Origin of the sequence: Paenibacillus agricola (assembly GCF_011440305.1) — a bacterium.
GTDB lineage: Bacteria > Bacillota > Bacilli > Paenibacillales > NBRC-103111 > Paenibacillus_S > Paenibacillus_S agricola.
Genome location: NZ_JAAOIW010000016.1, coordinates 1 through 22,041, shown reverse-complemented (window position 1 = coordinate 22,041; position 22,041 = coordinate 1). Strand labels below are relative to the sequence as shown.

Annotated in this window: 19 protein-coding genes; 1 reads left to right on the top strand and 18 read right to left on the bottom strand. The window is 46.8% G+C overall.

What is annotated here, in order from left to right; translation table 11 throughout:
* Window positions 1-2 precede the first annotated feature (2 nt).
* The 18 genes from G9U52_RS30250 to G9U52_RS30165 form a co-directional block, all read right to left on the bottom strand.
* The gene (locus tag G9U52_RS30250; protein ID WP_166154900.1) at window positions 3-824 is read right to left on the bottom strand and encodes a carbohydrate ABC transporter permease; all 822 of its coding nucleotides are present in this window, start codon (window positions 822-824) and stop codon (window positions 3-5) included.
* A gap of 90 nt (window positions 825-914) precedes the next feature.
* Window positions 915-1,787, bottom strand: coding sequence for a carbohydrate ABC transporter permease (locus G9U52_RS30245; RefSeq protein ID WP_166154724.1), 873 nt, complete (start codon window positions 1,785-1,787; stop codon window positions 915-917).
* A 1-nt stretch (window position 1,788) separates the two neighbouring features.
* Window positions 1,789-2,862, bottom strand: a complete 1,074-nt coding sequence (locus G9U52_RS30240; protein WP_166154722.1) for an ABC transporter ATP-binding protein — start codon at window positions 2,860-2,862, stop codon at window positions 1,789-1,791.
* Window positions 2,863-2,891: 29 nt separating this feature from the next.
* Window positions 2,892-3,764 carry an HAD family hydrolase gene (locus tag G9U52_RS30235; RefSeq protein WP_207953309.1) on the bottom strand — a complete coding sequence of 291 codons (873 nt, stop codon included), beginning with the start codon at window positions 3,762-3,764 and terminating at the stop codon, window positions 2,892-2,894.
* Between the two features lie 108 nt (window positions 3,765-3,872).
* Window positions 3,873-5,171 (bottom strand): ABC transporter substrate-binding protein, encoded by a 1,299-nt coding sequence (locus G9U52_RS30230; protein WP_166154718.1) that lies wholly within the window; start codon window positions 5,169-5,171, stop codon window positions 3,873-3,875.
* A 181-nt stretch (window positions 5,172-5,352) separates the two neighbouring features.
* Window positions 5,353-5,985, bottom strand: a complete 633-nt coding sequence (locus G9U52_RS30225; RefSeq protein ID WP_166154716.1) for a glycerol-3-phosphate responsive antiterminator — start codon at window positions 5,983-5,985, stop codon at window positions 5,353-5,355.
* A 71-nt stretch (window positions 5,986-6,056) separates the two neighbouring features.
* Complete coding sequence (locus G9U52_RS30220) at window positions 6,057-6,893, bottom strand: metallophosphoesterase family protein (RefSeq protein ID WP_166154714.1); 837 nt, start codon at window positions 6,891-6,893, stop codon at window positions 6,057-6,059.
* Window positions 6,894-7,171: 278 nt separating this feature from the next.
* Entirely contained in the window at window positions 7,172-8,686 is a 1,515-nt protein-coding gene (locus G9U52_RS30215) for a LysM peptidoglycan-binding domain-containing protein (RefSeq protein ID WP_166154712.1), read from the bottom strand.
* A 267-nt stretch (window positions 8,687-8,953) separates the two neighbouring features.
* Window positions 8,954-9,976 carry a LacI family DNA-binding transcriptional regulator gene (locus G9U52_RS30210; RefSeq protein ID WP_166154710.1) on the bottom strand — a complete coding sequence of 341 codons (1,023 nt, stop codon included), beginning with the start codon at window positions 9,974-9,976 and terminating at the stop codon, window positions 8,954-8,956.
* A 91-nt stretch (window positions 9,977-10,067) separates the two neighbouring features.
* Window positions 10,068-10,883, bottom strand: a complete 816-nt coding sequence (gene iolB / locus G9U52_RS30205; protein ID WP_166154708.1) for a 5-deoxy-glucuronate isomerase — start codon at window positions 10,881-10,883, stop codon at window positions 10,068-10,070.
* A 69-nt stretch (window positions 10,884-10,952) separates the two neighbouring features.
* Window positions 10,953-11,996, bottom strand: coding sequence for an inositol 2-dehydrogenase (iolG, locus tag G9U52_RS30200; RefSeq protein WP_166154706.1), 1,044 nt, complete (start codon window positions 11,994-11,996; stop codon window positions 10,953-10,955).
* Window positions 11,997-11,998: 2 nt separating this feature from the next.
* Window positions 11,999-12,871, bottom strand: coding sequence for a class II fructose-1,6-bisphosphate aldolase (fba, locus tag G9U52_RS30195; protein ID WP_166154704.1), 873 nt, complete (start codon window positions 12,869-12,871; stop codon window positions 11,999-12,001).
* Between the two features lie 114 nt (window positions 12,872-12,985).
* Window positions 12,986-14,431: a CoA-acylating methylmalonate-semialdehyde dehydrogenase gene (locus G9U52_RS30190; RefSeq protein WP_166154702.1), complete on the bottom strand. Its 1,446-nt coding sequence runs from the start codon at window positions 14,429-14,431 to the stop codon at window positions 12,986-12,988.
* Between the two features lie 44 nt (window positions 14,432-14,475).
* The gene (iolC, locus tag G9U52_RS30185; protein WP_166154700.1) at window positions 14,476-15,486 is read right to left on the bottom strand and encodes a 5-dehydro-2-deoxygluconokinase; all 1,011 of its coding nucleotides are present in this window, start codon (window positions 15,484-15,486) and stop codon (window positions 14,476-14,478) included.
* A gap of 6 nt (window positions 15,487-15,492) precedes the next feature.
* Complete coding sequence (gene iolE, locus G9U52_RS30180) at window positions 15,493-16,401, bottom strand: myo-inosose-2 dehydratase (RefSeq protein WP_166154698.1); 909 nt, start codon at window positions 16,399-16,401, stop codon at window positions 15,493-15,495.
* A gap of 20 nt (window positions 16,402-16,421) precedes the next feature.
* Window positions 16,422-18,287, bottom strand: a complete 1,866-nt coding sequence (gene iolD / locus G9U52_RS30175) for a 3D-(3,5/4)-trihydroxycyclohexane-1,2-dione acylhydrolase (decyclizing) (RefSeq protein ID WP_166154696.1) — start codon at window positions 18,285-18,287, stop codon at window positions 16,422-16,424.
* A gap of 223 nt (window positions 18,288-18,510) precedes the next feature.
* Entirely contained in the window at window positions 18,511-19,548 is a 1,038-nt protein-coding gene (locus tag G9U52_RS30170) for a zinc-dependent alcohol dehydrogenase (RefSeq protein ID WP_166154694.1), read from the bottom strand.
* Between the two features lie 308 nt (window positions 19,549-19,856).
* Complete coding sequence (locus G9U52_RS30165) at window positions 19,857-20,078, bottom strand: hypothetical protein (protein ID WP_166154692.1); 222 nt, start codon at window positions 20,076-20,078, stop codon at window positions 19,857-19,859.
* 1,472 nt (window positions 20,079-21,550) lie between these two features.
* Here G9U52_RS30165 and G9U52_RS30160 point away from each other — a divergent pair.
* The coding region (locus G9U52_RS30160; RefSeq protein ID WP_279538774.1) for a hypothetical protein at window positions 21,551-22,041 on the top strand (491 nt) is incomplete at its 3' end.

Genomic DNA, 22,041 nt, shown 5'->3' with positions numbered 1-22,041 from the left:
GTTTATTTTACGCCAGTATAGACAAAGGCTTGAATAATATGCCGTTGTGCAAAGAAAAATACGATCAAAATCGGCGTTACCAGGATCATATTGCCGGCCATTAGCACATTCCAGTTAGCCATCCCTTCTTCTTCCCGAATCTTTGCAATCCCCAAGGGCAGTGTTCTTGCTGCTTCATCTGTAGTCATTACCAAGGGCCAGAAATAATCATTCCAGTGGGCAATAAAGCTGAATAAAGCGAAGGTCGCCAGTACCGGTTTGGCCATGGGCACCATCAATTTCCATATGATCTGCCACTCCTTCGCACTATCCAATCGCGCGGCTTCGATCAATTCTTCCTGGATTTGTTTGAACGATTGCCTTAGGAGAAAAATACCAAAGGCACTGGATGCAAACGGAAGGATGAGCGCTAGATGTGTATTAAGCAGACCCCAGGCGCTCAGCTGCAAATAAACAGGCAGGAAGATCAACTGGGAAGGGATCATTAAGGTAACCATAACCATTCCGAATAAAAATCCCGAGCCCTTGAACTTATAACGTGCAAAAGCATAGGACGCCGGAATAATGGTCAGCATCTGCATGAATAGGATACCTATGGAAATAATGATGCTATTCATCAGATAGTGTAAAAAGGGGCCTGAGCCCCAAGCGCGGGCAAAATTGCCCCATTCCAAATGCTTTGGAATCCAATTGGGTGGGAAAATCATCGTTTCGGGCAGCGTCTTTAATGAAGTAGAAAGCATCCAGGCAAAGGGCATTGCAAATATGGCTACCAACAGGAGCATGCAAATCACATTTACAGCTCGTAATAAGTATTTTAACATTCTAGAAACGATGTCTTCTTTGCTGTTAATAGTGAACAAAGTACGATCAGCATCAATCGTGTGGTCTGCCTTCAAAGGATTCACCCTTTCTTATTGATAATGAACACGTTTGGACATCATTTTAAAGTAGATTAGGGTTAATACCCCAACAATAAACAGTAGAATGACACCTGCCGCAGAAGCGTAACCGATTTTAAAGAATCGAAATCCATATTCATAAATGTAATAAACCAACGTATTGGTTGTATTAACCGGTCCTCCCTGAGTCATGATCGCTATCGTCTCGAAAACCTGGAACGAACCGATCATATTGATAATTACCAGGAAAAAGATGGTGGGAGACAGCATTGGGAAAATCAGCTTGTGAAAGGTAGTCCAACGATTCGATTGGTCAAGGGATGCGGCTTCATAGATGTCTTTAGGAATACTTTGCAGCCCAGCGATAAAAACTAAAGTGTTATAGCCAAGCCCTTTCCATACAGCGACAATGACTAACGAGATCAGAGAAGTGCTCGTAGATGAAAGCCATGCGAGTTTACCAAAACCAAACAAACCGATGAACCAGTTTAACAAGCCAAATTGAGGATCCATTACCCAGGTCCAAATCATTGATATGGATACCCAAGAAACGATATGCGGACTAAAAATCGCACCTTGTACAAAGCTATGAAACGTGCCGATTCTATTTAACCACAGAGCGAATAGTAATGAGATTCCTATGATGAACGTAACTGTTAAAATAGTGTAGATCGTAGAGTTTGTTATCACTTGTATAAAATCTTTTTCCTGCAAGAGGTCGGTAAAATTTTGCAAACCGACAAAATTTTTGTTGGGGCTTATAAAATTCCATTCATACATACTCAGGTAGATCATATAAAGGATCGGATATATAAAAAATAATGAAAATATAGTAATTGCCGGAGCAACCATCGCGTACGGACGCAGCTTTCCCCACAGAGTCATCTCATACACCGCCGACCGTTACAAGCGTTGGCTTCTGCGTTACTTCCAGACCACGGATTCTTCGTCCATCCAGATCGAAATAGTAGAGATGATTATATGGAATAACCGCTTTGATGTGGGTTGCCGTCTCCATAGGTGCAAGGAAGGACTTTACGAAAAATATGCCAGCAGCCGATTGGATCTGATAAATAATTTCCGCACCCAGACTCTCTCGGGTAATGATTTCCCCTTCAATGGCAAATCCCTCTGCATGCTCCTTCGCACTCATCAGCACATGCTCAGCCCGGAAGCCGATATAGCCGATCTTGGCTGTCGTCTCTACCTCCAAGTTTTGAACCGCATTGAAATTGAAGATGTTCATCGCCGGAGTTCCAATGAACTGGGCAGTAAACAGGTTTTCCGGATCGTTATAGAGCTTCATAGGTGAATCCACTTGTTGAATCACCCCTTTGTTCATGACGACAATTTCATCTCCCATCGACATGGCTTCCACTTGATCATGGGTCACATAAACGAAGGTAGAACCTAGCCTCCGATGAAGCTGAATCAATTCCGTTCTCATTTGGCTGCGAAGCTTTGCGTCCAAATTGGAGAGTGGTTCGTCCAAGATAAACACCTTGGGTTTCTTTACCATCGCTCTGGCAAGCGCAACCCTTTGTCGTTGGCCTCCAGACAGGTTTTGCGGCTTCTTATCGAGGTGAGGCGTTAATCCGACGATTTCAGAAATATCACGGATCAAAATTTCCCGTTCTGGTTTGGGTACCTTGCGGTTTTTGAGCCCAAATTCAATATTTTCGCGAACGGTCATGGTTGGGTACAACGCATAATTCTGGAAAACCATCGCAACATCCCGAAGTCCGGGCTGAGTATGGTTTACACATTTGTCGCCAATCCAGATTTCTCCGCCGCTTTCCTTTTCAAGGCCTGCAATCATTCGTAAGGTCGTGGATTTCCCACAACCGGACGGACCAACGAGCACTGTAAACGATCCGTCTTTAATGGTAAGGTTTAAATTGCTGATGATGGTTTCGTCTTTATACATTTTGGCAATATTTTTTAAGATGATCTTTGCCATAGAATGGCCTCCTTTTCTTTGAAGCTTTATTAAGATGTTATTCGGGCCGTTTTATAGACCTGGATGTCGAACATCAACTGCTTCAGTTCATCCAAGGCGTGTAAACGCAAATCCCATAGATGATTATCGCCGCTCGGGTAAGGTGAAATAAAACAGGTTCTGCCGCCGATTTGCTTTACGGGGTATAGGTCGTTCCACGGATTATCTCCGATTGATAAGATTTCATGGGGCTCATATCCCTGTTCAAGTAAAGTCTCGACATACTTCTTTATACCCAATGGTTTCTCCGCACCGCAATAGATTTCATCAAACAGGTGAAGGATCTGCATATATTCCAAAAAGGCGATACCTGACTTTTCGTACGTATTCGTCATCAGAATCTTTTTCTCTACCGCATCTAATTGTTGAATGGCTTGCAGCATTTCGATAGGGTATGCGAATAAATAAGGCTCAAGAATCATTTCCTCACGGATACGTTCAAAAGCGTAGTTCATTTTATCTTCTGGGATCTTGTATTTGTGACGGATTGCTGCGACAACCCCCCATGGATCACCCATATAAATAAGGTTGGAATCATGAAGAGATAAGGATTCATATTGCTCGCGAAACTTCTGCTCGTCAAGTGCGAGGCCTAGCGCTGTTAAAGCCTGATTAAAAGCTCCGTTACTCGGTACCAATGCCACATCATCAGTTTTATGATAAAAATGACCGAGCTTAATAGGGTGATTACCCTCTATAATCTTTCTTGCCTCGACTGTAGCTGCTTCTATTTGTTGTTTGGAAACACTGCCTTCCAACAAATAGCTGATATAACGCTCCACAAAAGTGTCTTCCTGATAAAGAGTCCCGTCCATATCAAAAATAATTACTTTAATCTTAGACAGCCACTCCACATCGAGCACAGCCTTTCATATCGTGATGAACATAGGGGAGGACTAACTTCCAGCTTCCAGAACCGGAAGTTAGCTCCTCCCATATGGGACTAGAGATCGAGATCCCTATGGGTAGATTTACTTACTCAACAATTTGTTTGCTTTTTCCGCTGCCTCATTCATTGAATCCTGCGCCTTCACATTCGGTTCGAGTATTGCTTTTGTCATAGCATCTATGAGCACTTTCGAAACTTCGGAGTATGCATTTGCGTTCGGACGCGGTACGGCATACTTTAATTGATCCGAGGCTACTTTGTATTGCGGAAACTCTTTATAGTAAGTTTGTAATTCTTCGCTTTGTAAAGCAGAAAGACGGTTTGGCAGGTATCCGACATACTTATGCTGATAGATTGTATTTTCCTTTGTTGTCATAAATTTAATGAATTCCCAAGTCGCCTCTTTTTCTTTCTCACTAAGCTTCGATGTTATGACCAGGTGACATCCGCCGGTCGGAACGCCATAGTTTTTATTAGCAGGCATAAAGTCGGTTGCCATCTCAAAGTTATTGCCTTTAGAAATCTCCATGGCTGCTGCAACACCTGCAGTAGATCCAATTTTAAAAGCAGAAATTTGGTTGGTCCAATCCTTATCTGCATCCGCTCCCGCTGTCTTTCCTACTACAAATTTGATGAGGCCGTCATTGGACATTTTCTTCCAGAACTCTACAGGTGCAACCCCTTCAGGAGAGTTAAATAAAGCTTTCTTCCCGTCTTCAGCCAGTACCTTTCCTCCGCTCTGAGCAACCAACGCCTCATATTCCCAGACGCCGATGGCCATTGTCGTCGGTGTCTTGCCTTTGGACTTCAACACTTGGGAATACTGCTCCAATTCCGTCCAAGTTTTAGGACCAGCCGGATCCAAACCAGCCTCTTTTAACATCGTGACATTCTTGTAGAAGATCGGGGTGCTTCGCATAAACGGAATGCCATAAAGCTTGCCGTCCACATATGCATTTCCCATGAGACCTGGATTAAAGTCCTTAATATTAAGTTCGGCCTCATCTCTTGCAGCAAGTGGTGTTAAATCTACCAGCATGCCTGATCGGGAAAAAATTCCGGTGGATGAAATTTCCAGGTCAAATACTCCTGGTGCGTTTCCAGCAGCATATGCGGCTTGCACTTTCGCATGAAGGTCATCATAATTTCCTTGGTTCGCTGCTTGCACTTCAATGCGGTTTTGCGATTCATTAAATTTTTTCACAAGGTTTTGTTTAGCTTCTTCAATTTTCCCGCCATTCGCCGTCCAATACTTAATTACGATCTTGCCAGTGGCCGCAGTTGAATTGGTGGCCGTACCGCCTGTACCGTTGGAACCGCACGCCGAAAGCATAATTACCGAGCTTAGTGCAAGAATGGATAAACTTTTTTTCTTTAACATTTGAAACCCTCCCAATTTTTAATACAAAAGAAGAAGCCTAATCCACCACTGATTTTACATCAGCAGTTGATTAGGCTTCTCCTTTGCTCCGACCCAATGCTATTTACTTTTCATAACCTAATAATAACCGTTGATTATTAATGGAATGTTATCCCGATATTAAGAATATGCAAATGAATAGCTATACAATGTTCAGAATCTTCTTTTCTTGAGTGGGATACGTTTCACGCCACAATTCCGATTTGGATGAAGATACCGCGGTCGCACCCTGTCTCAAACATTCCATCGCCTGGCTCCGTTCAAACAATAAGCCACCAGTGATGATCGGGAGGGAAGTGAACTTTTTTATCTCTCCAATCATTTCCGGAATCCGGGCCGGCATTACTTCAATGATATTAGGCTCAAATTGGCTGAGGCTTTTGGATATGTTCTCCAGCCCTTCAGTATCCACAAGAAAGAAACGTTGAATGGTGAAAAGCCCCATTTTTTTTGCTGTTTTTACAACATTTGTTTTTGTGGTAATGACCCCGGTAGGTTTAATAACTTTAGCCAAGTAATCAAGCCCATAAGAGTCGGTGGATAAGCCGCCTATCTTCTCCAAATGCAAAAAAAACGGTACATCATGATTTTTAAATAAATCTACATAGCCTTTAATTACCCCAATATGCCCGGTTAGCAGAAATACGCCGCTTAGTTGGTTTCTGAGTGATAAGGCAAGCTCGATTTGTTTCGGCTCTTTTATAGAAGCGACCATCCTGTGCGTGGCTAACCTTTTTAAAAAGTTTTCACCTTCATCATTCCAATGTCTCTTCATCCGTTAACGCCTCCTAGCTAGATCGAATGCTCACATATGATTGAAATTCTAGGGGGTGCTTATTGCTTTTCTTACTTGACGAACTCCAGTATATCCACCTGTATATTCCAATCGGTGTCTTCTCCATGTGCGCCCAGTACTGGCGTGAATCCTTGCATTTTCGTATTAAAACGGTTTATATGGCCTGTAAGCTCCTCATGATCAATCGTTAACAGCTGTGATGTAACCAGACCCTCTTGAAGGTCAATGACACGGAAGGCAGGAATATCCAGGCATGCAGCTGTTTGAATGTAATACCATCCATCCTGTTGGACGATCGAATTCACATGATTGTGGCCACAGAAGTAAAATCCTGGCCCTTTTTTTGTATGTAATACAGCCTTCATATCAATATCCGGATGGATGCTCAGTTTTTCCATAGTAGAACGCGTAGTAGTTCCATATACGGGATGATGGGCGAAAACGAAGGCTGGTTTCTCACCCGATTGTTCAAGCTGGTTCTGCAGCCATGCTAACTGCTCTGCATCCATTTCCCCACCCCAATCGGTCAGGTTCATTTCTTTGGTCGAATCGAGAAAGATCAGTACAGCATCCTCTGTTTCGATCGAACTGTAACGGTGCTGTCCGGTAATGGCCAAAATGTCTTTTTTCGGGATGGAGTATGTGTCATGATTACCCAGGACATGTATAAAATTACGGTCGCTGCTGCCAATCCGGTCAAAAATATAATTGAATTCCTCAGGAACGCCTCTATTGGTAAGGTCACCTATAGAAATATGGAGCTGTCCATCCAATTCCAAAAAACTGTTGAGCATGATCGCATAAGCTTGGTCCCTAGCCTCTAACATCTCTTCAGAACCGTATTCCATTCGTGAATAATGAAAATCTCCCATGAGAACCAGACGCATTGATAATTACCTCCCGTTTTGTGGTAGCACTTGCGGATTTGTCAATTACAATCAACGTACATACTTAATATCCCGGCTTAGCAGCGACAACGGCATTACACTTAGTACGATCCAATTTTAGGATAAGCTAGAATTATTTTCGTCATATAAACACAGTGTTAAGGTATTTTTAAGATAGTGTTAAGACATCGAGGAAAACCCTCCCAATTGGTATGGGAAGGTTATTTGTTCCTAAACATTCAGATGGTCGCCGAACACTGTAATGATGGATAAAGTATTTAAGTGACACTTTTCTCTACTACAAATTCGGTTGCAATCATTCCCCATATATTCGGATCCTCCATTCCCAAACGCCAAAGGGCTAGCCCCCGGATTCCAAGACGATTGGCTAGTTGAAGCTTGGCACGGATACTCGCTGCATTTTCAAACCATACCTCGTGGTCATTTCCCGATTCGTCCTTATAAGCAAACATAGGTGTTTGCGTTTTTTGATCAAAAATGACGGGCTTATTGTATTTTTTTGCAAGATTCATTGCCATGTCGTAAGTCGCATAAGTATTCCTTCCGGTCGTCAAATTGAAGTCAAAGCCGAATACGGAAACAGCTGCAGTAATTTTTCTGCCTGGCATTTTGGTTAATGCATAACGGATGACGCTTTCCATCCACCCAATGGAAACGACCGGTCCAGGTCCGCTTCCCGGCCAACCATGTTCATTATAGAGCATGACCACCAATTCATCGGCTACTTCCCCGAGAAGAGCATAATTAAAAGGAGCGGAAAATGCATTGGTCGGAGCATCCGAGGTTCGTGACGGGGCAGCTACAGAATAATATAACCCCATGTTTTTTAGTCCTTGGCCTAATTCTCTGTAGAAAGCAGAAAGCAACTCTCTATCCTCGTAATACACATCTTCGAAATCGATATTTACGCCGTCAAAATTGTAGGACTGCAGCAGTTTTATCATATTTTGGATAAAAGCTCTGCGGGTGTTGAGGGTGGCCAGCATTTGTCGGATTACTTCTTTATTGGCCTCTTGTTTTCCCCGTTCATACAGCAGGTTATGGACGGTGGCCAGCATTTTGATATTGTGGCGGTGGCCGAAATCAACAACTTCCCGCATATGAGCATCTTCAAAAACAGGAAATTTCTCAACCTGCGTCGGATTCTCTTTGTCTATTCGAAAGTGGAACATACCGATATTGGATTGCTGATTGACTTGCTCGACGAAGAATTGTTGAGAACTGGGCAATGTCGGTCCTTCTTCTTCTGTATAATAACTGAATATTTCTATAACTGGACGTTCCCCGCTATGCGGAACCAAATTTACGATATCGCGGAATATCCAACCCGTCTGTTCATTATACAGGCGAACCCGAATCCAATCTCCCGCAATACCCGTTACAGGAAGGCGGGTACCACGCTCCATCCGGGCGATGACCGGAAATCCTGTTCCTGCGTATCTGCGCACATTGGCTCTATCGACGATGACTACCACTTCGGTATAGATGGGAATAAGCAGACTTTGGCCTACATAAAGCGATGTAGATGTTAATCCGTTGAGAATCATTATAGCTTCCGGAGTCGTATTGAATCTCTGTGCAATCCAATAGAGCGTATCGCCTGACTTCACTAGGTACCTGAAAGGCATGGTTAAGGGAATGGTTAGCTTTTGCCCTATATAAAGGGCGGATGATGACAGATTATTTGTACTCATTAACGCCTGTACCGTGATACCAAAACGTGTGGCAATGAGATAAAGCGTATCGCCTTGTTGAACAACATAAGTTAGCATGGGCTCTCTTCCTTTTCTTGTTATCGATATCAAGGTATTCATGATGCCTACCCAGTGGAACAAAAGGACGGATATTCCCAACTTTAAACTCATTTCCACTGATGTTGATTTGCATTTCCGAACGTTCGGCGCATGACTTAAGCATGGGGTGAACGGCTGCGTACGTACCCTGCCGCCTGTGCGTATGGACTGCAGCGCAAATAGACTGCCGAAGTTTCTCGGCAGTCTATTTGATAATGCTTCGCTGTCACACTCACGTACGACTGCTCATATTGTAGGTGTCGTACTTGGCACAGCTGTTGAATGCCTGATTACAAGCTCCGGTCTTAGCACCGTCCGCTGCTTGATATCTGGTTTCTTTTTCAACTGTCCGAGCAGTAGATCGACAGCCATTTTGCCCATCAGCTCGGTAGGCTGAGCGATGGTAGTAAGCGGGGGATCCGTGACCGACGCAAGTATTGTATTGTCGAAACCGACAATCGATAGCTCAGCCGGTACGCGTACTTCCAGCTCCTTGGCAGCCTGAAGTGCTCCGATAGCCAACAAGTCGTTGCAGCAGAATAGGGCGGTAGGACGTTCTTCGCTTTGTAGCAGCTCCAGGGCGTGGCGCTTCCCGTCTTTCACAAGGTCAGCTCCGCTTGCCACCACCCTGTGCTCAGGAAGCTCCAGACCCGACTCCGTCAAGATTTGGCGAAACCCGCGGATCCTTTCACGGCTGCTGCTTACATTGGGGTGCTCGGCAAGCACCCCAATACGACTGTGTCCCAGATCAAGTAAATGCCGTGCGGCCAGGCTGCCGCCTTCAAAGTCATCCACAACTACTGTCTGGACATCCAGATCTGGCATTTCCCGGGCAATCATCACGATCGGAACCGATCTTTCTATCGGTTGGTTCAGCATTTCTTTTTTCTTCAACCCGGTACCAATGATCATTCCATCGACGCTTTTTTGCTGCAGCAGCGATAAATAGCGCTCCAGCTTCTCGTCCTTGTTGTCCGTGCTGCAAATGACCAAACTGTAGCCCTGATGGTCACCCTGATCTTCAACAGCACGGGCGATTTCGGCAAAAAAAGGATTCGAGATATCCGGCACAAGCAGTCCAAGTGTATATGTTTTTTTACCTGTTAAAGCAGCTGCAATATGACTGGGCTGATACTGTAGACGCTCCATCACAAGCATAATTTCGTTACGCCGCTCTTCGCTAATTTTCCCTTTACCGTTGACAACCTGTGAAACTGCCGCGATCGATACTCCGGCTTCACGCGCGACATCGTAAATTGTTGCTCTCATTTTTTTCCTCGCTTGCTGCTTTCTTCACTTAGAAGAATAGGTTTTCTTTCTATTATGAAGAATAGCGGAAAAAGTTGCAACCTGATAGGGATTATACATTGGGTTTGGTCATAATCCAGGCATGCTCCGAATCATTGTTAAATTTCCAAATGCGATTCGGGCCCGCCATTACGTTTAAATAATAAACGTCGTAGCCCGGAGGCGCGGAAACGGGATGATACCCTTTTGGTACCAAAACCGCCTGTCCATCCTTAACAACCAGTGTTTCGTCGAGTGAGCGGTCATCCGTGTAAACCCGCTGAATCGCAAAGCCCTGCTCCGGCTGGACGCGGAAATAGTAAGTCTCCTCCAGCAGCGATTCTTCGGGAAGCGCATCCCGGTCGTGCTTATGTGGCGGGTAACTCGACCAATGGCCGTTTGGTGTAAAAACCTCCACCACCAGCAAGCTGTCGGCCGGTTCCTGCTCAGGCAAAATATTATGCACCTGACGCTCGATATTGCCGTATCCGCGAATTTCCACGCCGACCTGGTCGGGCCCGATCAAACGTGCCTTGTGATTGCCCTCTCCTGGCGCCGTGCAAACTGCTATCTCCAGCGCGGTCAATGCGCGTATGGAGTATTGGTCTTCATTCGGGACGTATACGGAGAAAGGAGGTGTTTTCTCAAACACACTCATTCGCTGCCCTATACCCTTCCACTGCTCGTGACGGGTCGATACGTCGGCTTTACCGCTCAGCAGGACGAGGCATACCTCCAGCCCACCGGTTTCGCGCGCCAGCGTTTGGCCTTCCAATAACCTGACGACCTCAAAGCCCACATATTCCCAGCCGGCCGATTCAGGCGTTACTGTCAAAAGCGTTCCTTCCGGACCTGGTACTTGCTCGGGTTTTACAATCAGTTTAGACATAGACTGTTCCTCCTTCAGAGTTTGCTAAGACAAACTAACTTCGTAAGTGATCCTGAGTTTTCAGGGGATTTAAACGGATTTTGACAGTTGTTTGGAAAGCTCTGCTATGTCACTGATAGCTACGGGGCGGCTCAAGGAGATGGATAGCTTGGCTGCCAGAGCGATACGTTCGGCCTGCAGGGCATCATTGCCGTCTACAGGAAGCGGCTTATCGTTCAGAAGACAGTCTATAAAGATTTGTGTTTCTTCAATGTAAGCCTCATTGTACCGCTCCAAAAAGAAATGCAGCGGTTTATCGCGCACAATGCCTTCCGATGTGCTGACTTCCGCCGTATTCGGATGATCATTATTTGCTGCTGCGCTCCCTTTGGAACCAAATACTTCAACCCGCTGGTCGTAGCCGTAAACGGCCTGCCGGCTATTGTCGATAACGCCTAAGGCGCCGTTCTTGAAGCGCAATGTCACGATAGCCGTATCCAAGTCGCCATGCTCGGCAAATACCGGATTTATCAGCACGTTGCCCATGGCATGTACTTCTTCAACCTCGCTGCCCGATAAGAAACGCGCCATATCAAAGTCATGAATCATCATATCCATAAAAATACCGCCGGATACTTTGATGTAATCCGGATGTGGCGGGTTCGGGTCACGGGAAGTGATTTTGATAATATGCGGTTCCCCGATTGTGCCCCCCTGAACATGCTCGCGCACACGCTTGAAGTTATGGTCGAAACGACGGTTGAAGCCGACCTGCAGCTTAACGCCCGCTTGGCGAACAGCTTCAAGAGCATCCTCCGTTTGTTTAATTTCCATACTAACCGGCTTTTCGCAAAAAATATGCTTTCCCGCCTGCGCCGCTTGTTTAATTAACGGTACGTGGGTGTCTGTAGATGAACAAATAAAGATGGCGTCAATATTGGGATTCGCTAAGATCTCATTGCTGTTTTTGGTCACGATGGCAATGCCTCTTTCTTGAGCCCAGGCTTCCAGCTCCGGGCCCGCAAACAAGTCACTGACTGCGACGATTTCGGCTTGAGGCAGCCGCATTAAATTATCGGTATGAATTTTTCCGATACGTCCTGCTCCGATAATGCCGATCCTGATTTTTTTCATGATTAGCTCCCTCCCGCTTTTCCTGAACTGCCGAACAAACGAATTTTTGCTTGCACGGACGCCATAATGGCTTCCCTTGCCGGAATTAAATAATTACGAGGATCATAGGCCTGCGGATTTTCATTCAAAAACCTGCGGATCGTCGCCGTACACGCCATTTGATTATCGGTATTCACATTGATTTTACTCGTGCCAAGCTCAATAGCCCGGCGTATTTCAGCATCCGGCAAACCACTTCCTCCATGAAGAACCAGCGGCAGCCCCGTCAGCTTTTGAATTTCTTCCATACGCTCGAAGCCCAGTTTCGGTTGTCCGCGATATGGACCATGCACCGAGCCGAGAGCCGGCGCCAGACAGTCGATCCCCGTAGCATTAACAAGCGCGACGCAATCCTCAGACACCGCGTACATACCATCAGCATCGTCTACCACAAGATCGTCCTCGCGACCGGTAATCCGGCCAAGCTCCGCTTCCACCGTGGCTCCAATTACATGCGCCGCCTGCGTAACCCGCTGTGTCACGTCAATATTGAATTCAAGCGAATGATGCGAAGCATCGATCATTACGGAGGTAAACCCGGCATGAAGCGCCCGGATGCAAACCTCGTAAGTAGAGCCGTGGTCCAGATGAAGCGCGACCGGTACCGTAATGCCGTAATGCTCAATCAAAGCCTTGACCATACCCGCAATGCAGGGAAGTCCGCCCATATAGGGGATATAAGCTTCGCTGACTCCGAGAATAACGGGTGCTTGTTCCTCCTGCGCCGCCTGAAGAATCGCTTGCGTAAATTCAAGATTATTCAAATTAAACTGCCCGACCGCATAGTTGCCTTTTAGTGCCTGTAGCAGCATGTCTTTCATAGAAACGAGTGTCATAAGTTTGTATTCAACTCCTTCAAAATTCCTTGTAGCTGAAGCCTACAGGCAACTGTTGATTTTGCATACTTGCACGGCCCAACCAGCCTGCTGCCTGTTAGCCTTCCTCTTAAACTACCAACGGGCCGTTACCATCTTTTTGCGTGTATAAAATTCTACGCCATCCGTACCGTTGGCATGAAGATCGCCGTAGAATGAGTTTTTCCAGCCGGAAAAAGGGAAGAAGGCCATAGGTGCGGGTACGCCTAAATTGATGCCCAGCATACCGGATTCGATCGTTTCGCGGAACTGTCTTGCGCTGCTGCCGCTTTTTGTGAATAAGCAAGCTCCATTGCCTAATTCGGAGCGGTTAGACACTTCAACCGCTTCTTCCAAGGTCGGAACTCTGACAACAGAAAGCACGGGAGCAAAAATTTCATCCTCCCAAATTTTCATATCGCTCGAAACCTGATCGAATATGGTAGGTCCTACAAAATAGCCTTCGCCACTGGAAGCCGCATCTTTACGACCGTCGCGAATAAGCAGCGCACCTTCATTTTCGCCGATTTCAATATATTTTAATGTACGCTCTTTATGAGCTCCGCGAATAACCGGTCCAAGGAAAACACCATCATTTGCGCCGTTTCCAATCGTGAGTTGGTTCGCCGCTTCGACCAGCTTGTTCACCAATTCATCACCGATATCGCCGACAGCTACAACAACGGAGCAGGCCATGCAGCGCTCACCCGCCGATCCGAAGGCAGCGTTAATAATTTCTTTCACGGAACCGTCCAAATCTGCATCCGGCATAACGATCGAATGATTTTTCGCGCCCGCCAAAGCCTGAACGCGTTTGCCATGCGCCGAAGCTGTTTTGTAAATATACTCGGCTACCGGCTGGGAGCCAACGAACGAGATCGCTTTAATGTCCTTATGCTCTAAAATACCATTAACCACATCATGGGAGCCGTGTACGATGTTAAACACGCCGTCCGGAAGCCCTGCTTCCTTGAACAGCTCGGCCAAACGGCCAGCCAGCAGCGGAGTGCGCTCGGATGGCTTCAGGATAAAGGTGTTGCCGCAGGCAATCGCAAGCGGAAACATCCAGCAAGGAACCATCATCGGGAAGTTAAACGGTGTGATTCCGCCAACTACGCCTACAGGGTAGCGGTACATGCCCGATTCCAGATTGGAGGCGATATCCGGAAGCTGCTTGCCCATCATCAGGTTCGGAGCGCCCGCTGCGAACTCTACACATTCGATGCCGCGCTGTACCTCACCATAGGCTTCGTTGTAGCTTTTGCCGTTTTCTTTCGTAACCAGCTTAGCCAATTCTTCCCAATGGTCCACCAGCAGCTGCTGATATTTGAACAAAACACGCGCGCGACGCGGAACAGGCGTACGGCTCCACGTTTCGAAAGCCGCCTTCGCAGCATGAGCTGCACGGTCCACATCCCCCTTGGTAGAGATCGGAACCAAAGCCAGTACTTCCTCGGTAGCCGGATTATAGACGGGTTCGTTGGTTGTGGATTCGGATGCCACCCATGTGCCGCCAATCCAGTTTTTCAAAATTTCAGCCATCTTCTATTTCCCCTTCCAATTACTCATTTCATTTTAATTAGATCTTAAGAAGCGGTTATTTCCCCGCGGTTGCAGCGTTCGATATAATCATGAACGGCCTCAGCCGTTGGCATCGCGTCAGAGCAGCTGTGGCTGGAAATGACGATGCAGGCCGCAGCACTGCCGAACTCCATGCTTTTCTCCAGCGTCCAGCCCTGCATAACTCCGTAAAGGAAACCTGCGGCATACGAGTCGCCGGCGCCGAATGTTTTCACGACCTTGGCCGGAAAGCTCTTGGCTTTATGACCTTCGCCGTCCTTCGTATAAGCGATTGAACCTTCCTTGCCGTGTTTGATTATGACGATCCTGGCTGAATAATCAAACCATTTGGAAGCAGTCACGTTATCACTATGCTCAGGGTTTTGCTCTAAACGTTCCATCATATCGAACTCTTCGCGCGTGCCGAGGATAATGTCGCATTTTTCCGCAGCCAGATTGTAGTAAGCCGCTGTTTCTTCCGGCGATACCCAGGTGTACGGCCGGTAGTCCAGGTCAAATACGATGACCGCACCGTGCTTTTTGGCATAGTTCAACGCTTGAAATACCGCTTCTCTGGATGGGCTTTGGGCAAGTGCCGTTCCCGAGATCAATAACACCTTTGACTGCGCAATCAGTTCCTCTTGGACCTCGTCGGCCGTCAAGCGCAGATCAGCCACGTTATCACGATACATTAGAATGCTGCATTCCGTCGGGCTTTTTATTTCCGTAAAAGCAAGCCCGGTTACCGCACCCGTCTTATCTGTGACGACATTAGAGGTATCAATGTGATTGCGGGTCAAATAGTCGGCGATGAACCGTCCCATTTGATCATCGGCGATTTTACCGATAAAAGCCGTCTTCAATCCAAAGCGTGACATCCCGATCGTAATATTCGCCGGAGAGCCGCCTACATATTTCGTAAAAGTCATCGTTTCTTCCATAGGCCGATTGATTTCATTTGCGTTCAAGTCTATACAAAGCCTTCCGATCGCTGTAAAATCGTACGCTTTTCCAGTAGGAAAGGAAACATAAGTCATGGTTTTTTACCTGCTTTCTTTTGAATTGAGTGCTTCTATATACTGTAAAGATTTTTTGGCATATTCGTACGCCGGATGTGCTGCTGGATCCTGCTCGCCTTCAAGCATGGCCCAGCCGTTATAACCACGGGTGATAAGCTCAGCGAATATGGGCGCAAAATCGAGACATCCGTCACCCGGTACGGTAAATACGCCTTTTCGGATGCAAGTCACAAAATCCACCTGCTCGGCACGCGCTTCATCCAGCACTTCCTGCCGAATATCCTTTAAGTGAATGTAAGCGATCCGGTCATAATGCTCGCGCAGCACAGTCAATGGATCAGCACCGCCGTAATAAGCGTGGCCGGTGTCATAGAGCAGAAACACCTTGGCCGGGTCCGTCAGCTCCATCAAACGGTCTATTTCCTCTGGCTGCTCCACGGCAGTCCCCCCATGATGATGATAGGTCAGCTTCAGGCCGTATTCCTGAGCGATAGCTCCAGCTGCGTTAAGCCCTTCAGCCAGGCTCTGCCAGCCGGCCTCGTCGAGCCGCAATACCTCTTTTTCATTTGGGGTACGTCTGGGGTCAAAATGCAGCGACCCTCCAACCTCGCACGTGCTGATGACAGTGCTGCCCATTTCTTTTAAAAATTCAACATGCTTCCGGTAATCGTTCAGTTCCTGTTCTCGGTAAGACGGATCGGAAAAAAGCACCGATTTCCACTGCGAAACGAGTTGAATGCCCCGCTTGGACAACTCTTTCTTTAAAGCTGCCGGATCGGTGGGGTATTTACGCCCCATTTCTGTTCCGGTCAAGCCCAAAGCTTGAATATCGTCGGCGATTTGCTCAAAAGTCGTGTTATCACCATGCTCCTTGACGTCCTCACCTACCCAGTTGATCGGATGAATACCCAATTTAAATGGCAGTTTCAGCATGTACGGATTCTCCTTTACTATCAAATGAGTTTAACGGATTGGATGCGGGCCTTCATCTCTTCATGCGCCGTAAGCACTTTATCGCTAACCGATACTTCCGGTACGCCTACATTCCACCACGATTCGTAGCCGTCCGTATTCGTTCCCGGCACAACCGGAATCTCAATCAAAGTCGTAACTGTCTCCTGCTTTGCAAGCAAAAGCGCTTTTTTCAATTCCTCAGCCGTATTCGCTTTATAGGCCTTTGCCCCCAAAGCGCGGGCATGAGCGGCAAAATCTATCGGCATATATCCGCCGGTCAGACGTCCGGTATCCTCGGAACGGTAGCGGAATTCGTTGCCGAAGCCGTCGCTGCCATGTCCTCTTTGCAGGTTATGAATACATTGGAAGCCGTGATTATCAAGCAGCAGAATCGTTATTTTGCGTCCTTCCTGCAGGCTTGTAACAAGCTCTGAATGAAGCATCAAATAACTGCCGTCCCCGACAATTGCGTATACTTCGCGATCCGGCTCGGCGAGCGCAGCTCCGAAGGCTCCCGCAATCTCATAGCCCATGCAGGAAAATCCGTATTCCATATGATACGTTTTCGGCTCCACAGATCTCCAAAGCCTGTGCAGGTCACCGGGCAGGCTTCCTGCCGCGCAAACGATCACAGATGAAGGATCGATTGTCTCGTTGATCACTCCGAGTACCCGCGTTTGCGCCAGTCCCGCTTCATGCTGAGCCGCATACAAACGGTCGACCTCTCCGTCCCAACGCTCTTTAAGTGAGGTAATCTCCCCGTCAGCGTATCCGCTCTTATAGTCGAAAGCTGCCGCAGTCTCATGAAGCGCTTTCAATCCCTCTTTGGCATCTGCGGTAATACCCGTTCCATTCAGCTTTGCCGAATCGAAGCCGCTAATGTTGATATTAATAAATTGAACGTCTGGGTTAGCAAATGCCGATTTGGATGCAGTCGTAAAATCCGAATAACGGGTTCCGACACCGATAATGAGGTCGGCATCCTTGGCAACCAGATTCGCCGCAAGCGCACCCGTTACGCCGATAGCTCCGACATTCATCGAATGGTTCCATGGCAGCGAGCTTTTGCCGGCCTGTGTTTCCGCCACCGGAATGCCAAATGCTTCGGCAAATGCTGCGAGCTCCTTACTTGCGGATGAATAAAGCACACCGCCGCCGGCGACGATCAAAGGTCTGCGTTTACCCTTCAGCAGCTGAGCTGCACGTTTTACCGCATCGGCCGCAGCCGGACGTCTGTCGATATAATGCACCTTTTTCTCAAAAAAGGAAGCCGGGTAGTCGTAAGCCTCCGCTTGGACGTCCTGAGGGAGAGCCAATGTTACAGCACCCATCTCAGCCGGATCTGTAAGTACACGAACCGCCTGCACTGCTGCCGTAAGTAATTGCTCAGGTCTGACGATACGATCCCAGTACTTGCTGACATTCTTGAAGGGGTCATTCGCGGATATCGTGTAGTCGCCCGCAACCTCAAGCTGCTGTAACACAGGATCCGGCTGTCTTGATGCAAAATTATCACCAGGCAGAAGCAGCACAGGAATCCGATTGACAGTAGCGGTCGCCGCTGCCGTAATCATATTGAGGGCTCCCGGACCGATTGAGCTTGTGCAGGCAAAGATTTGCTTGCGATTTTTTTGCTTCGCATAAGCAGCCGCCGCATGGACCATACCCTGCTCGTTTTTACCCTGGATATAAACCAGTTCTCCGGCGCTTCGTTCCAACGCCTCACCCATGCCGGTTACGTTGCCGTGACCAAAAATTCCCATAATACCTTTTACTAGCTTGGTTTCCTTGCCGTCTTCCGAAGTATATTGATTATCCAGAAATCTAAGAAGTGCTTGCGCCATTGTAAGTCTAATCGTGTCCATTCGATAATCTCCCTTCCATTCATATTGGATTAAGCGCTTAACCTTTCTTGGCAAAGCGCTTAATCCAAATGATTAAGCGCTTTCTTTGATCTTACTATAAATTGATAGGTACGACAATACTTTTCGTAAAACCGAGTTGTTCAAAGCGGAACCGATATGCCTCTATTCCGACTGTACTGAAATTTTCGCAGGAAGTGCCTCTGAATTTCATCACAAGTCAACACTATTCATCGTAAGTCAAAAATACTTTAAGTCCCTGCTTTTGCTCGCATAGCTCAAATGCTTCTTCCCAACGACTCATAGGCAGACGGTGGGTAATCATTTCCGCCAAAGCCAGCTTCTGTTGGTGAAGCAGCTTAATGACGCGCACCCATGTTTTTTGCGAATGCGCCAGCGTACCGACAAGCTTAAGCTGCTTATAAAGGATCGTGTCAAACGGCAAAGTAACTTCCTTGCCGATTATACCGACCTGGATGTAGGTACCAAGACGTTTTACCGCATTCAGACAAGATAATACCGATGCCCCGGCCCCTGCGCATTCCACTACGGCATCGACGCCCAATCCGTTGGTTTCACGGAGAATGATCGACTGCAAATCCTCCGCCATTACATTGACAGCAATGCTTGCGCCCAGTCGCAGCGCCATCTCAAGGCGCAATTGATCCTGGCCGGTTCCCGCCACGATAACACGGCAGCCTTTGGCTCGCAATAGCAGAAGGCACAGCATGCCAATCGGACCTGGTCCTGAAAGCAGGACAACATCACCGGCGTGTAAATCGGTCAGCTCTTCGATTGCCTGTACCGCGCATGCCAACGGCTCCGCTAATGCAGCTTCTTCTAGTGACACATAATCTGGAAGCGCATACACTTGATCCTCGCGTACAGCGACATATTTAGTGAAAGCGCCGTTAACCCCATGACCCATACCGCGGCGGATCGAACAAAACATGTAGTAGCCTTGCAAACAATATTCGCATTGCCCGCATACGACAGCCGTCGAAGGATTAACCGCCACCCTATCTCCCACTTTAACACGTTGAACAGCGGAACCGACTTCGACCACCACACCTGAAAATTCGTGCCCAAGTGTAACAGGAGGATAATTTTTGAACGTATCGTGATAAACATGCAAATCTGTACCGCAAATACCGGCGAACTTTACTTCGATTTTAACTCCAACGTCCGGTTGGCATATTGGCTCGGGAATATCGACCCTTTTTACATGACCCGCTCCTGGTTGTACTTTAACAATAGCTTTCACACCTTTTCACCCTTTACTCAAAAAGTACTTAGTTAAGCGCTTTACCCAATTATACAAAAATACAAATCAAAAAGAAAGATACTTTAGGCAATTTCACAAGTTCAATATACACCCTCACAGCCCGATACGTCCATCCATTTCCAGATAGTTAAATCTCGTGGAACTTAAGCCGATCACCTTCTTATCATGAATAATTTTCATTTTGTATAACACAAAAACCTATCCCATGATGGATAGGTTTTACAAGTTTTTAGAGTAAAAACACAATCTCCGACTCAACTATGTGATTAGCTATACAATATTTTGAATTAAGTTGCTTCCAGCTTGTAGGTTGTTACTCTGAACACCAGATTGACGATGGTAGCGGACACTGGTGGTGCAATCGCACCGTTTGTTCCTACAACACTATTATTACTTGAAATATGAATGGCGATGGTATATCCACTCGGTACGATCGTATTGCCAAGCTTGTCGCATCTGCTACTGGTACCGTTACGCTCGTTATGCCTGCGGCTACCTCTCCTGCACAAGGCTTGTTGACGCTCCGAACACTGTTGGTGTTGGCGTTATTAGAGCAATCAGATTTAATAAATTAGTTAAATCCGAGCGTGATGATGATCCTGTTTGAAAAAGATAATAAACGATATCATCAATGTGAATACCATCTCCTCCGACGAATTACCCTTTTTCATTTTCCCACGATTTAATTTCTTTGCTAAACATTTTATTGGTGCAGTTTGGATAATTCATGTTACTTTTAAAAGATCAAGCTTATATTTTGAATAGTAAAATTATACCATTCTATGTTGAGAATTAGCGGGATCAAGTCAAGTAGGAGCTGAAAAGGCAACTGCTACGATAATGCCAGCATTGAATCCATTCAAAGCATCCTGAAAAAGAACTCATTTATTTAGCGCACATTGAATCTTTCCATTCGATTTTGGAAGCAGCATGTTATGGGCGTCATGAATTTCGAGGCCTATCCATCCACAGACCTACGAGATCGTCACGCAATTTATTCAGGACTACAACCAGCGACGGATCCATGGCAGCCTTTATGATCTGTCGCCCTACGAATACATCGACGCCTTGAAGAAAAATCTCATGGAACCTAAGCCTATTAAGGTGTAAAAGAAGAGAAAAAGGAAATGAGAGCAATTTCAAGCTATTCTATGAGACCGGTTAGTTAAGAGATGTAATGTCCAGCATAAGAACGCTAACCGCCTCCGCCCTCAGCACATCTGAGTACACCTTATTCTTACAACGAATTTCAACCAAAGAAATCCCTTCCGGTCAACAAGTTAAGTACATCTTAACAGCTGGCCTTTTTTTGTTGTCACCATGAGAGGGTATATTGTATTTCCAAAATTCTGTTTTTTGTATAATCTTGTATATTTTCATGGATTTAAAGATTTAAAGATATTCCGTGTTTTTTAAATTGAATGTTTTTTATAGATTTTTGTCCAGTCCAATTAATTTCAGACTCATAGAATACAGTAATCTTTGAAAGGAGACGATAAATTGGGTGAAATTAAAAAATGTTTGAAATGTGGACATAGTAAATGCACATGTATCCGCAAAAAATGTTCGCAATGTGGTCATAGTAAATGCACATGTATCCGCAAAAAATGTTCGCAATGTGGTCATAGTAAATGCACATGTATCCGTAAAAAATGTTCGCAATGTGGTCATAGTAAATGCACATGCATCCGTAAAAAATGTTCGCAATGTGGTCATAGTAAATGCACATGCACACCTTCACAAAATGTTCAAGTGAAGATAAACGTACCTCGAGAATACCGAGGATACCGAGGATCACGAGGATCACGAGGATTACGAGGACAACGAGGATCACGAGGATCACGAGGACAACGAGGATCACAAGGTCCAAAAGGTGCTCAGGGAGATCAGGGAGATCAAGGTGCCCAAGGTCCTCAAGGTGCTCTAGTAGTCCAAGGCCCTCAAGGTACTCTAATAGTCCAAGGTCCTCAAGGTGCTCAGGGTGCACAAGGAGCCCAGGGTCCTCAAGGCCGCCAAGGTCCTCAAGGTGCTCAGGGCGCTCAAGGTCCTCAGAGTCCTCAAGGTGCTCAAGGTGCTCAAGGCCCGCAAGGTGTTCTTGGCCCGCAAGGTGCTCTTGGCCCGCAAGGTGCTCTTGGTCCTCAAGGTGCTCTTGGTCCTCAAGGTGATCTTGGTCCTCAAGGCGCTTTTGGTCCTCAAGGTGCTTTTGGCCCGCAAGGTGCTCTTGGCCCGCAAGGTGCTCTTGGCCCGCAAGGTGCTCTTGGCCCGCAAGGTGCTCTTGGCCCGCAAGGTGCTCTTGGCCCTCAAGGTGCCCTTGGTCCTCAAGGTGATCTTGGCCCTCAGGGTGCTCTTGGTCCTCAAGGTGCTCTTGGCCCGCAAGGTGCTCTTGGCCCTCAAGGTGCCCTTGGTCCTCAAGGTGCCCTTGGTCCTCAAGGTGCTCTTGGCCCTCAAGGTGATCTTGGTCCTCAAGGTGCT